10 protein-coding genes are annotated in these 12,896 nt (G+C 64.4%); 8 read left to right on the top strand and 2 right to left on the bottom strand.

Going from position 1 to position 12,896, the window contains the following annotated elements; translation table 11 throughout:
• The first annotated feature begins 85 nt into the window (after nt 1-85).
• A complete protein-coding gene (locus B2V90_RS20535) occupies nt 86-961 on the top strand; it encodes a class I SAM-dependent methyltransferase (RefSeq protein WP_293923007.1) in 876 nt (291 codons plus the stop codon).
• A gap of 28 nt (nt 962-989) precedes the next feature.
• Here the strand turns inward: B2V90_RS20535 and B2V90_RS20530 are convergent, their stop codons facing one another.
• Both B2V90_RS20530 and B2V90_RS20525 read right to left on the bottom strand, forming a co-directional pair.
• The gene (locus tag B2V90_RS20530) at nt 990-3,533 is read right to left on the bottom strand and encodes a penicillin-binding protein 1A (RefSeq protein WP_228220922.1); all 2,544 of its coding nucleotides are present in this window, start codon (nt 3,531-3,533) and stop codon (nt 990-992) included.
• 62 nt (nt 3,534-3,595) lie between these two features.
• Nucleotides 3,596-4,873 (bottom strand): N-acetylmuramoyl-L-alanine amidase, encoded by a 1,278-nt coding sequence (locus B2V90_RS20525; RefSeq protein WP_228221080.1) that lies wholly within the window; start codon nt 4,871-4,873, stop codon nt 3,596-3,598.
• 510 nt (nt 4,874-5,383) lie between these two features.
• Between B2V90_RS20525 and B2V90_RS20520 the strand changes: the two genes are divergently transcribed.
• From B2V90_RS20520 to yidC, 7 genes are all read left to right on the top strand, one after another.
• The gene (locus B2V90_RS20520; RefSeq protein ID WP_228220921.1) at nt 5,384-8,152 is read left to right on the top strand and encodes an Rne/Rng family ribonuclease; all 2,769 of its coding nucleotides are present in this window, start codon (nt 5,384-5,386) and stop codon (nt 8,150-8,152) included.
• Nucleotides 8,153-8,276: 124 nt separating this feature from the next.
• Nucleotides 8,277-9,626 carry a M48 family metalloprotease gene (locus tag B2V90_RS20515; protein WP_228220920.1) on the top strand — a complete coding sequence of 450 codons (1,350 nt, stop codon included), beginning with the start codon at nt 8,277-8,279 and terminating at the stop codon, nt 9,624-9,626.
• Between the two features lie 2 nt (nt 9,627-9,628).
• On the top strand, nt 9,629-10,396 hold the full coding sequence (locus B2V90_RS20510) for a DsbA family protein (protein ID WP_228220919.1): 768 nt from the start codon (nt 9,629-9,631) through the stop codon (nt 10,394-10,396).
• Between the two features lie 147 nt (nt 10,397-10,543).
• Complete coding sequence (gene rpmH / locus B2V90_RS20505) at nt 10,544-10,678, top strand: 50S ribosomal protein L34 (RefSeq protein ID WP_021227954.1); 135 nt, start codon at nt 10,544-10,546, stop codon at nt 10,676-10,678.
• A 35-nt stretch (nt 10,679-10,713) separates the two neighbouring features.
• Nucleotides 10,714-11,109 (top strand): ribonuclease P protein component, encoded by a 396-nt coding sequence (gene rnpA, locus B2V90_RS20500; RefSeq protein WP_228220918.1) that lies wholly within the window; start codon nt 10,714-10,716, stop codon nt 11,107-11,109.
• Nucleotides 11,106-11,318, top strand: coding sequence for a membrane protein insertion efficiency factor YidD (yidD, locus tag B2V90_RS20495; RefSeq protein ID WP_009822730.1), 213 nt, complete (start codon nt 11,106-11,108; stop codon nt 11,316-11,318). The genes rnpA and yidD overlap by 4 nt, the downstream gene beginning before the upstream one ends.
• A 34-nt stretch (nt 11,319-11,352) precedes the next feature.
• Nucleotides 11,353-12,896 (top strand): membrane protein insertase YidC (yidC, locus tag B2V90_RS20490; RefSeq protein ID WP_293923001.1); only part of this gene is annotated, 1,544 nt, incomplete at its 3' end.

Raw genomic sequence — 12,896 nt, 5'->3', positions numbered from 1 at the left:
AAGGCATATCGTTCATAATGCTGGGGCTGGCAGGGACATGTCCGTATTGTCCGGCTGTCTTTGGCGGGTCACGAAGGAATGACGATTGCGACTATCATCGATACGACGCCATATTGCGCGCAAATTCAAGGGTGGTGAAGCGAAAACGGAGCGACAGCCCGTTCCCGACCAGCAAAAGAGCACCGACGACGATATCAGTTTTCTGCCGGACATGAACGAATGGGTCCGCAACCATTATGTCGGCGTCGTCGACGAATTTGTCGCGGCCATCGGCAGTCTGGAAGGGAAACGCATCCTGGACCTGGGGTGCGGCGAGATGTTGATGACCTATGGCCTCGCCTCGCGCGGCGCAGAGGAGGTTATCGGTCTTGATATTACCAAGCCAGACCCGGACAAAAGCCTCAAGACCCTGGTCGATGGCGGTTTTCCCGACGCCGCCAATTTCAGGGATCGTGTCACCGCTGTCGTCTATGACGGCAAATCCATGCCGTTTCCGGACGCGCATTTCGACATCATATTCTGCTGGGGCGTCATGGAGCATGTCGCCGATGTCCCCGCTGTGCTGGCCGAAATCAAGCGCGTGCTCAGGACAGGCGGGGTCGCCTTCATCAAGGTTTTCCCCTGGTTCCATTCCTATTTCGGCAGTCATCTGTCGGATTTCGTCCCCGTGCCTTTCGCGCATCTGACGCATGACAGGGCGGCGATGCGCGCCATCATTGAAAAGACGGCACACGAGCAGTCGGTTGTGCACCCCAACATGATCCTAGGTCATATGTGGAGGGAATATCTGACGCTGAACCGCTATTCGGCAGACATGTTCTACCGCGACGTCAAGGCGGCGGGCTTTTCGCGCGACATATGGACGCTCATCAGCCGCCAGCACGACCTGACGGATGCGCCGCCGGGATATGAGTTGTCCCAGCTCATGGTGTCCGGTTCCGACACGATCCTGTACAAATGAAGCGGGCGCCTCCGCACGAAGGCGCCCGTCAGTAAATCCCGCCCTGATCCTGCAGGAAGTCGGCGTCGGTACGCTGCCGCCCGCGCGCCACGGCGGCTGCCGCCTTGGCATCGGCCGCCTTCGCCTGCGCTTCGGCCTCTTCCTTGCGGATCGACCGGCGCGGCTCGGTTTCGGGCTTGAACGCTTCCCAGATGACCGCGGGTTTGGGATCGTTGGTTGGCCACACGCCATAGACGCGCTTGCCCGAACGACGGTCGATCGTGACCATGCGGATGCCCGCCGGCGCGACAAAGGGCGTCTTGGGCATGGTTTCCAGGATCGGCGCCATCGCCGCCTTCCAGATCGGCGCGGCGATGCGGCCGCCCTGCGCCCATCCACCCAGGCTCCGGGGCTTGTCATAGCCGACATAGACTCCCGCGACCAGGTCGGGCGATCCGCCCACGAACCAGACATTGGTGGGACCGTTGGTCGTGCCTGTCTTGCCGAACAGCGGGCGCTTGAGGTCGGCCAGCACGGTGGCGGTCCCGCGCAGCACCACGCCTTCGGCGATATGCACGACCTGATAGGCGGTCATCGGGTTCATCACCTGCCGCCCTTCAAAGCCGAAGCGCGGCATGGGCTTTCCGTCCCAATTGGCCATGTTGCATCCGTCGCACGGGCGCCAGCGTTCGGGCCAGATCACCTTGCCGCGCCGGTCCTGCACATAATCCATCACCTTGGACGGATTCTGTTTTCCCTGGTTCGCCAGCGTCGCATAGGCGTTGACCATCCGCTCCACCGTCGTTTCGCCCGCACCCAGCGCGAAGGAGAGGTAGGGCTGATAATCGCCAATCCCCATCGCCTTGATCGTGCGCACGACCCGGTCCATGCCGGTCTGGCTGGCGGCGCGCACCGTCATCAGGTTGCGCGACTGCTCCACGCCCCAGCGCATGGTCTGCGGCCCGGCGCTGCCGCCGGAAAAGTTGCGGAAGCATTTCTGCCCCAGCCCCGCACCCTGGTAAACGCATAACGGCCCATCGACGATGATCGACGCGGGCGTCATGCCATTGTCCAGCGCGGCGGCATAGACGAAGGGCTTGATCGTGGAGCCGGGCTGGCGCTGCGCCTGCGTCGCGCGGTTATAGGAGGACAGGCGGGAATCGAACCCGCCCTGCATCGCGCGAATACGGCCGGAATGCACTTCCTGCACCACCATGCCGCCTGACACTTCCGGGACGGTGCGCAAAGCCCAGTCTTCGCCATTCTTGGCCACGACAATCAGGTCGCCGGCCTTCAACGCGGAAAAGGCGGGGCCGCCGGTTCGGCGATAGGGCGTCTGCGCCAGCGACGCGGGCAGGGTGCCGGTGCTGCCGTCCGAAAAGCCGATCTGCGCCTGGGACGATGATCGATCGATGACGACGGCGATGCGCCAGCCCTCATAATCGACGCCGACATAGCTGGCGGCCAGTTCACGCTCCCAGCCCCGGTCGGGATCGATATGGCCCACCGGACCAGACCAACCGCGCCCCGCGCCAAAGCGCAGCAATCCGTTGCGCAGTGCATCCTTGGTGCGTTCCTGCGCCACGGGATCATAGGGGCTGCGCACCCACAGGCCACCGGCATAGACGCTATTGGGGCCGTCCTGCGCCTTTTCACCGAAGCGGTCGATCAGGCGACGGCGTACCTCTTCCATATAATAGCCCCCTGCGCGCGCGTCGAAGCTCGATCCGCGCACAGTGACGGTGCCCAGGGGTTGCGCCTGCGCCTGCGCGCGCTGCGTGGCGGAGATCCAGCCATTGCGCTCCATTTCGCCCAGCGCCCAGTTGCGCCGTTCGATCGCGCGGGCGTGGCCGGTCTCGCTTTCGGGGCGATAATTGGCCGGCCCCTTGGGCAGGATCGCCAGATAGGCCATTTCAGGCAGACTGAGGTCGGCGACATCCTTGTCGAAATAGGCGCGCGCCGCCGCCTGCACGCCATAGGCGTTGCGGCCAAGGAAGATCTGGTTGAGGTAGAGTTCCAATATCTGCTGCTTGGACAGCACATTTTCCATGCGCCAGGCCAGGATCATCTCCTTGACCTTGCGCGTGGGCGAATATTCGTCGCCGATCAGCAGGTTCTTGGCCACCTGCTGCGTGATGGTCGACCCGCCGCGCGCGCGCTGGCCCGATCCCAGCTTGCTGACATAGTCCGCGACCGCGCCGGCAAAGCCCGGAAAATCGACGCCATGATGTTCGAAAAACGTCTTGTCCTCCGCCGCCAGATAGGCGCGGATCAACAGCGGGGGATAATCGCTATATTGCAACTGCACCCGCCGTTCGCGGGCGTAGCTGTGCACCGGCTGTCCGTTGATGTCGCGCACCATGGTGGGCAGCGGCGGCTCATATTCCAGCAATGTCGCCGCATCGGGCAGGCCGCGCGCGAAGATTAGCCAGAACAGGAAGATCGCGAGCAGGAATCCGCCTAGCAGGATCGCCAGCCAGCGGAACAGCCGCCGGCCCCATAGCGGCCGCAGCCGCGCCATGGCGCCGCCCGCGTCACGGCGCAGGCGATAGGCAAAGGATGTCGGGGCGGTATCGGAATGGGCCTCTTCCATGGGGAAGAGGCTCTAGGGTCAAATCGCTGCTAAGGCCAGTGGCGTTTCGACGGGCCGCGCCATCAGCCGCCCGCCGCCACGCCGCTCATCGCGAGCTTGCGCGCGAAATGCACTTCGATCGCCTTTGCCACGCCGCGCGCGATTTTCTGCTGCCCCTCGCGCGAGGACAAGAAGGCAGAGTCCGCTTCATTGCTGATATAGCCGGTTTCGAACAGGATCGACGGCGTGTCCGGGGCCTTGAGCACCATCAGCGACGCGAAGCGATGATAGGCGCTGCGAAAGGGCACATAGGGCGATGCCTCGCGCTGGAGCAACCGCGCGAAACTGGACGATATGTTGAGCGATTCGCGTTGCGTCAGGTCGATCAGGATCGACGACACATCGCCCGACTGGCCGCCCAGATTGACGCCGTTGATGATGTCGGCCTTGTTCTCGCGCGCGGCCAGGCGCGCGGCTTCCCGGTCCGACGCGGTTTCCGATAATGTGTAGACCGTCGCGCCATGCGCGTCGGTGTTTTCCGCGGCATCGGCATGGATAGAAATGAACAGGTCCGCGCCCATCTTGCGCGCAATGCCATAGCGTTCCTGCAACACCAGGAAGCGATCATCGTCCCGCGTCAGCGCGACGCGCACCCGTCCGCCCTTGACCAGCTGATCGCGGATCGCCTGCGCGATCGCCAGCGTCACGTCCTTTTCGCGTTTGCCATTATCCTTGTTGATCGCGCCGGGATCATGGCCGCCATGGCCCGCGTCGATCACCACCAGCGGACGCGCGCCGTCATTGACGCCCTGGACCGGCGGCAGGGCGACGCCGCGCGCGGCAGGCGGGATCGGCACGGTGATCGAATGCAGCCGCTTTTGCGGGCGCGCGGCCATGTCGGCCGGCGCGTCGAACGCCATGCGGCCGCGGCCCAGTTCGCTACGAAAGCGGCTGTCGCTTACGCCCTGGATCGCGAAGCTCAGCGATTTGCCGTCCGGCGCGATGCGCGCCTCGGCCAGCGTCGCCGGGCTGGCAAGGTCGAGCACCACCCGCGCGCGTTCCGGGCTCAATTGTCCCTGACGAACACTCGCCACCGCGCCATTGCCCGGCGAAAAGGGAAAGCGCCCCGTTTGCGCGCCATCGATATCAAGGGCGATGCGCTGCGGTCCGTCGAGCAGGAAGGCGGACGCGCCCTCCACCCGCTCATCGAAACGCACCACCACCCGGTCCCCCTGCACATCGACGCCGGCGATGCCGCCCGCCTGGCCGGGGGAGGAAAGAAGAATGCTTGCCAAGGCAAGGCTCTGCAACATGCGCCGCTTGTGCACCGCAGGCCTGTCGGCCGTCCAGCCAAATATCATCGACGTTGACCCGTCCAGCGTCCCCACGCTGAACACCGGATTAAGCATCGCCCTCTTTTAACCCGGTAAAATGAGCTGGTTAACGACATCTTCACCATGCTGGCGCATGACGCCGATGGCGGAGGCGGCGCAAAGGCATAATATTTCGACCAACCGTTGCCGCCCGGGCTATTGACTGCTAACCATTCCCATTCCTGCAAGAATTGCCGTATGTTCGGTCAGTCTTCAGGTCAGACGAGCGCCCGCTGTTGTGCGGGCGAGACAGAACAGGTTGACGCTGCATGAGGCATGATTTTCCATCCACGCTTGCCCCGGTAACGGGCATGGCGGTGTGGATGGTGCGGCCCGGCGCCTTGTCCGGCCCTGCCGATGCAGCAGACGCGCAGATTTTCCTTCAAAACCGGATGCTTGCCTGCGCCGCGCCCGATGGCGCGCGCCGGCCGGCATTCTTTTCTTATCGCGTGGCGGCGCGGCTTCATGCCGCAGCCCGCGCACGCCGGAGACTTATAAATGACAATGCGTATGCTGATCGATGCGCGCCACCGGGAAGAAACCCGGGTCGCGGTCGTCAAAGGTAACCGGATCGAGGAGTTCGATTTCGAATCGGCCGAGCACAAGCAGCTCAAGGGCAATATCTATCTCGCCAAAGTGACGCGCGTGGAGCCTTCGCTCCAGGCCGCCTTCGTCGATTATGGCGGCAACCGTCACGGTTTCCTGGCTTTCAGCGAAATTCACCCCGATTATTATCAGATCCCGCGCGAGGACCGTGAGGCGCTGCTGCAGGAAGAGCGCGCCCATGCCGAGGAAGAGGCCGCGTTGCGCGCCGAAATCGAGGATGACGAGGACGCGGGCGAGGACGGCGTCGAGCTGGTCGAGGCGACTCATCATCATGAGGATGAGGACGCGGCCGAGGCGGATGCCGAGAGCCCGGCGCCCGAAGCCGCCAAGGGTGGCCGCCGCAAGCGCGGGAAGAATGGCGACGATGCTGCGGACGAACTGCGTCGCAAGCGCATGGCCCTGCGTCGCCGTTACAAGATCCAGGACGTCATCAAGCGCCGCCAGGTGCTGCTGGTGCAGGTCGTCAAGGAAGAGCGCGGCAACAAGGGTGCGGCGCTGACCACATATCTGTCGCTGGCGGGCCGCTATTGCGTGCTCATGCCCAACACGTCGCATGGCGGCGGCATCAGCCGCAAGATCAGCAACGCGGCCGATCGCAAGCGGTTGAAGACCATCATCGCGGAGATGAACCTGCCCTCCTCCATGGGCTGCATCGTTCGCACGGCGGGACTTCAGCGCACCAAGCCCGAAATCAAGCGCGACTTCGATTATCTCGCGCGGTTGTGGGACGAGATCCGCGAAAAGACGCTCCAGGCGTCGGCGCCCGAGCTGATCCACAATGACAGCGATCTGATCAAGCGCGCCATCCGCGACATCTACAACAAGGATATCGAGGAAGTCATCGTCGAGGGCGAGGATGGCTACAAGGCCGCCAAGGACTTCATGAAGCTGCTGATGCCGAGCCATGCCCGGCGCGTGAAGCAATATGCCGACGCTGTCTCGCTGTTCCAGCGCGCCAGTGTCGAGGATCAGCTGGCGGCGATGTACAACCCTGTCGTCCAGCTCAAATCGGGCGGCTATCTGGTCATCAACCCGACCGAGGCGCTGGTGTCGATCGACATCAACTCCGGCCGGTCGACGCGCGAACATGGCATCGAGCAGACCGCCGTCGCAACCAACCTGGAAGCCGCGCGCGAAATCGCACGTCAGCTGCGCCTGCGCGACATGGCGGGCCTCGTCGTCATCGACTTTATCGACATGGAGATGAACTCCAACATCCGTAAGGTCGAAAAGGCGATGAAGGAGGCGCTCAAGGACGATCGCGCCCGCATCCAGGTCGGCCGCATTTCTGGCTTCGGCCTCATGGAAATGAGCCGCCAGCGGCTGCGCACCGGCGTATTGGAAGCCTCCACCCGCCAATGTCCGCATTGCGAGGGCACCGGCCTTGTCCGCACGGCGTCGTCAGCGGGCCTCAGCGCGCTGCGCATGCTGGAGGAGGAAGCGGCGCGCGGTCGCGGCAACCTCATCACCCTGCGCGCCAGCCAGGAAGCGGCCTTCTACGTCCTCAACAACAAGCGCCGCGAATTGGACGAGATCGAGCAGCGTTATGGCGTGCGCATCGAAATCCTGCCCGATGGCGAGATTGAGGGTGCGCGCATGTCGGTCGAAGCCAGCGGCCCCCGTCCGGAGCGTGTCGTCACCTACGCGCCGCTGGTCGAGGATGATGACGATATCGACCTGCCCGAGGATGACGACGACATCGAAGAGGTCGAGGACGCCGAGGACAGCGCCGAGCGCGAGGAGCGGGGCGACAGGGGGGACGAGGATCGCGAAGGCGGCCGCCGTCGCCGTCGCCGTCGCCGTCGCCGGGGCGGCCAGCGCGAGGACCAGCGCGATGCCGGCTCCGAAGCGGAAACGGATGATAATGAGTCCGGTGACGAGACCGACGCCGAGGACGGCGATGAAGCCGAGGATCGCGATGTCGCCGCGCACGCGGGCGATGCCGATGGTGAAGAAGGCGGCGCGCGCCGTCGCGGCCGTCGTGGTCGTCGCGGTGGCCGCCGTCGGCGCGAAGCGGGCGAAACCGCCGCGATCGAGCAGGACGATGCAACGGCCCCGGCCGACGCCGAGGAAGCGGTTGCAGAACCGGTCGCCGAAGAAGCCCCTGCCGCTGAGCCGGTAAGCGAGGAAGCGGCCGAACCAGCGCCCAAGACGCGTCGCCGTCCCCGCGCCCGCAAGAAAGCGGACACGGACACCGCCGAGGCAGCGGCAACGACCGAGGCTCCGGCCGACGTCGCTCCGGTCGCGGCGGAAGAGCCTGCACCCGCGCCCGAAGCGGATGCCGCGCCGGCAAAGCCCAAGCGCACGCGTCGCAAGAAGGCGGTGGCGAGCGAAGGCGCGGCGGCTGAAGCCGATACGCCGGCAGCAGATGCGCCGGCCGCCGACGCAGATGCCGCGCCAGCCAAGCCCAAGCGCACGCGCCGCAAGAAGGTGGTCGCTGCCGAGGCAGAGGCGGCGGAGCCCGCCGTCGAAGCTGTACCGCAGGCCCCGGCTGACGCTGCGCCTGTCGCGCAGCCCGAGCCGACCGCTTCGGCGGAACCGGTGCCAGCCGATGCCGCCGCTGCCGACGGCGATGCCGCCGCTGCCGACGGCGATGCAGCAGGCGAGGACGCCGATGGTGCGCCCCGTCGCGGCTGGTGGCAGCGCACCTTCGGTCAGTAAGCACGCGAAGAGTTGGAATATGAAGCGCCGCTGCCCGTCCGGTTCCCCCCGGTGCGCAGCGGCGCTTTTCCTTGTGGCGCGCTTCACGGCGCGTTCAGGACGGCCATGGCAAGGGCGGCGGGTGATGGCCCGTTTGCTCCAGTTTCTGGCTCTTGCGCTGGCGTCGCTTGCGCTGATGACCCGCCCCGCGCTCGCTCAGCAGATTTTGCGCGATGCCGAAACCGAAGCCTTCATGGCCGACATGTCCGCGCCGCTGGTCAAGGCGGCGGGCATGACGCCGAAAAATGTCCAGGTCCTCGTCATCAACGACCCGGAAATCAACGCCTTCGTCGCCGGCGGCCAATATGTCTGGGTTCATAGCGGCCTGATCGCGCAGGCGGACAATGTGAATCAGTTGCAGGGCGTGGTCGCGCACGAACTGGGACATATCGAGGGCGGGCACATCATCCGCTCGGGCGAGGGGATCAAGGACGCGACAAGCGTCACCCTGCTCAGCCTGGTACTCGGCGCGGCGGCGATCGCGGCGGGCGGCGCGGAAGCGGGCATGGGTATCATGGGCCTTGGCCAGCAGGCCGCGATGAGCAAATTCCTTGCCTTCTCCCGTGCGCAGGAAAGCTCCGCCGACCTTGCCGGCGCGCGCTATCTCCACAGTGCCGGGATCAGTGGCCGGGGGAGCCTTGAATTTTTCAAGAAGCTGCAAAATCAGGAATATCGCTTGGCCATTCCGCAGGACAATAGCTATGGGCGCACCCACCCGCTGTCGGGCGAACGCATCAGCGTCCTGCGGGAGGTCTATGAGGTCGATCCCGCCTGGGACAGGTCGGTCGACCCGCAGCTGGAGGCGCGGTTCGAGCGGATCAAGGCGAAGCTGATCGGCTTCGTGTCCGAACCGCAGCAAACGCTCATCAAATATCCCGAAAGCGATCAGTCGCTCCCCGCCCATTATGCCCGGGCCTATGCCTGGCACAAAAGCGCCTATCCGCAAAAGGCGCTGGCCGAGGCCGATGCGTTGCTCGCCGCCGCGCCGCATGATCCCTATTTCCTGGAATTGAAGGGCCAGATCCTGCTGGAGAGCGGGCGGCCCGCTGACGCGATCGCGCCGCTGCGCGAAGCGGTGAAGATCACCAATCAGCCGCTGATTTCCGTGCTTCTTTCTCACGCGCTCATCGCGACCGAGGACCCGGCCAATTTTGCGGAGGCCGAACAGGTGTTGCGCGTGGCAGTACAGCGTGATCGCGAAAATCCCTTTGCCTGGTATCAGCTGGGTGTCGTTTACGAGCGGCGCGGCGACACGCCGCGCGCCGCGCTCGCCACGGCGGAACGCTATGCGATGATGGGCGATCATAATCTGGCGCTGCGCAGCGCCGACGTTGCGGTGCAGGGATTGCAGCCCGGCACGGTTGACTATCTGCGCGCGCAGGATATCGCCATGACCTCGCGCGCCGCGGTCGAGCAGCAGCGGAAGAAAAGATAGCAATGACAAATCAGAACCGGCCGAGCTTTCGTGCGGCCCTTTCCAACAGGACCATCCAGATGACCCTTGGCGCTTTCGCCTTCATCGCCGCCGCTGCCGGCGCCGCGCTCGCCGTTCAGGCTCCCGCCAGCGTCGGCGCGACCGATAAGGCCGCGATCGAGCAGATCGTCCATGATTATATTCTGGAGCATCCCGAAATCATTCCGCAGGCGATCGAGAAGCTGCAATCCAAGCGCCTCTCCAGCGTGATCGACGCCAGCCGCAGCGCGCTCGAAACCCCCTATGCCGGCGCATGGGAAGGGGCGGCGGACGCTGACGTCACCGTGGTCGAATTTTTCGACTATGCCTGCGGTTATTGCCGTGCCTCGCTGCCTGATCTAGGCAAGCTGGTGGGGTCGGACAAGAAGGTGAAGGTCGTCTATCGCGAGTTGCCGATCCTGTCGGAAGAAAGCGGCGACGCGGCCAAGGTGTCGCTGCTCGCGGCCGAGCGCGGCCAGTATATGCCCTATCACAAGGCGCTCTACGCCGCCGGGCGCGTGACGCGCGACACCATCCTCGCCGCAGCGGCAAAGGCCGGGATCAGCAAGGCGGATGCCGAAGCGGCGATGGCGTCCAGCAAATATGATTCGGAAATCCAGTCGAACATCGCGCTCGCCCAGAAATTGCAGGCGACCGGCACGCCCACTTTCGTCATCGGCGATCAGGTGCTGAGCGGCGCGGTCGGCTATGATGCGCTCAAGGAAGGTGTGGCAACGGCGCGCGGCAAGTAAGTCATACCGATTGCCGGACTGCCTGCCTTCCCCGCCATTGACTTCCCCATCCCTTTTCCCTATCGGACGCCCCCTGACTGGCGGCCGCTGCGTAAGCGGCCCTTTTTTGTCACACCCGATTCTCTTGTTGTTTTTGAGGAATGAACGATGAAGCGCACCTTTCAGCCGAGCAATCTGGTTCGGAAGCGCCGTCACGGTTTCCGCGCCCGCATGGCGACCCCCGGCGGCCGCAATGTGATGCGCGCCCGTCGCGCCCGCGGCCGCAAGAATCTCTGCGCCTGACATCATCGCCGGATCAGCCTGTCGCGCCGGCCATCATGGTCCGGCGCGCAGATTTTCTGGCGGCGAATCGCGGACGGCGTGCGCCGATGCCGGGCTTTGTCCTGCTGGTGCGCGAACGCGGCGATGGTGATCCGGCGATGCGCTATGGCATCACGGTCACGAAAAAGATTGGCGGCGCTGTCATCCGCAACCGGATGAAGCGCCGTTTTCGCGTTCTGGCGCGCGAATTGCTGCCCGCCCTTGGCATTGCCGGCGCCGATCATGTGCTGATCGGCCGGGAAGGCGGGATTGAGCGGGACTTCTCCCTGCTGCGTGCTGAACTGGAAAAGGCGCTTGGCAAGATCATGACGCGGCCGGTCGATGCGCCGCGCGATCCCGCGCACCGCAAGGGCAAGCCTGCGCGCGCGAAAAGTCCCGGCAGCCCCCGATGATCGCGCGCCTGCTCATCCTGATCGCGCGTTTCTGGCAACTTGGTCCGTCGCGAATCCTGCCGCCGACCTGCCGCTATGCGCCCTCCTGTTCGGAATATGCGATTCAGGCCGTGCGCAAATATGGCGCGATCAAGGGTAGCTGGTTGGGGTTCAAGCGGCTAATGCGATGCCACCCATGGGGCGGATCGGGCTACGATCCGGTGCCCTGACACGACAGATCACAAGACGGCGGAGCCGAAAAGCGTGGACGACAAGAAGAATATCATCCTGGCGGTGCTGCTGACCGCGGCGATCCTTTTCGGCTGGCCCTATATCTCCAACTATTTCTTCCCCACGGCCAATCCGCCCGCAACGAAGATCGAGGACGGCAAGCAGGTGCCCGTCGCCCGGCCCGATGCGGACCCCGCCGCAGACAGCCCCGCCGCGATCCGCGACCGCGCGCTTGTGCTCAGGGAAAGCCCGCGCATTCCCATCCGCACGCCCAAGCTGACCGGCTCGATCAACCTCAAGGGCGCGCGCATCGATGACATCGTGCTGCCGACCTATAAGGAAACGATCGCCAAGGACTCGCCGGCCGTCCGCCTTTACAGCCCGTCGGGCACGCAGGACGCCTATTTCGCAGGCTTCGGCTGGCAGGGTGAAGGGCTGCGCGCGCCTGATCGCAACACGCTCTGGACCGCGCAGGGCAGCGCGCTGACGCCCAGCAGCCCGGTGACGCTCAGCTGGAACAACGGCGCGGGGCAGCTCTTTGAAATCCGCCTGTCGGTCGATGACAATTACATGATCACCGCCGCGCAAAAGGTGTCTAACACCGGTGCTGGCACGGTCGGTGTCAAACCCTATGCCTATATCAGCCGCAACGGCATTCCCAAGGATCCCGATACCTGGACCATCCATGTCGGCCCCATGGGTGTGTTCAACGGCGCGGCCAATTATGACGTGAATTACACGGATCTGGACAAGGGGCCGTCGGTCCAGAGCTTCCAGTCCAAGGGCGGCTGGATCGGCTTTACCGACAAATATTGGCTGTCTGCTCTCGTGCCGGCCGCCGACGCCGATTTCGCTGGCCAGTTCCGCAAGGGCGCAGGCACGCAATATCAGGCCGATGTCGCGCTTGGCTCCAACATGGTCGCGCCTGGCAAGGCGGTGACGCAGACGCAGCGCCTGTTCGTCGGCGCCAAGGAAGTGAAGACGCTCGAAGCCTATCAGGACGCCGGCGTGCCGCTGTTCGATCGGGCCATCGACTGGGGCTGGTTCTACTGGTTCGAAAAGCCGATCTTCGCCCTGTTGCACTGGCTGTTTGAACATATCGGCAATTTCGGCGTCGCCATCATCTGCCTGACGCTGGTCGTGCGCGCGATCATGTTCCCGATCGCCCAGCGCCAGTTTTCCAGCATGGCCGCGATGCGCGCGCTCCAGCCCAAGATGAAGGCGCTGCAGGAAAAGCATAAAGACGACAAGCAGCAGCTTCAGATGAAGATGATGGAGCTGTACAAGCAGGAGAAGGTGAACCCGCTCGCCGGCTGCCTGCCCATCTTCATCCAGATCCCGATCTTCTTCGCGCTGTACAAGGTGCTGATGCTGACGATCGAAATGCGGCACCAGCCCTTCGTCCTGTGGATCAAGGACTTGTCCGCGCCCGATCCGCTGCATATCCTAAACCTCTTCGGCCTGCTCGACTTCACGCCGCCCGCGTTCCTGGGCATCGGCGTGCTGGCGCTGCTGCTGGGCATCAGCATGTATTTCCAGTTCAAGCTCAATCCGACGCAGATGGACCCGATGCAGCA

Origin of the sequence: Sphingobium sp. UBA5915, from assembly GCF_002431195.1 — a bacterium.
In the GTDB taxonomy this organism is placed as follows: Bacteria; Pseudomonadota; Alphaproteobacteria; order Sphingomonadales; family Sphingomonadaceae; genus Sphingobium; species Sphingobium soli.
This window is presented reverse-complemented; position numbering and strand designations above follow the sequence as displayed.

Coding starts and splice junctions, on each gene's coding strand:
- B2V90_RS20520 (WP_228220921.1), top strand. CDS start 5,384: ATGACAATGCGTATGCTGATCGATGCGCGCCACCGGGAAGAAACCCGG.
- rpmH (WP_021227954.1), top strand. CDS start 10,544: ATGAAGCGCACCTTTCAGCCGAGCAATCTGGTTCGGAAGCGCCGTCAC.
- B2V90_RS20530 (WP_228220922.1), bottom strand. CDS start 3,533: ATGGAAGAGGCCCATTCCGATACCGCCCCGACATCCTTTGCCTATCGC.
- yidD (WP_009822730.1), top strand. CDS start 11,106: ATGATCGCGCGCCTGCTCATCCTGATCGCGCGTTTCTGGCAACTTGGT.
- rnpA (WP_228220918.1), top strand. CDS start 10,714: ATGGTCCGGCGCGCAGATTTTCTGGCGGCGAATCGCGGACGGCGTGCG.
- B2V90_RS20515 (WP_228220920.1), top strand. CDS start 8,277: ATGGCCCGTTTGCTCCAGTTTCTGGCTCTTGCGCTGGCGTCGCTTGCG.
- B2V90_RS20510 (WP_228220919.1), top strand. CDS start 9,629: ATGACAAATCAGAACCGGCCGAGCTTTCGTGCGGCCCTTTCCAACAGG.
- B2V90_RS20525 (WP_228221080.1), bottom strand. CDS start 4,873: ATGATATTTGGCTGGACGGCCGACAGGCCTGCGGTGCACAAGCGGCGC.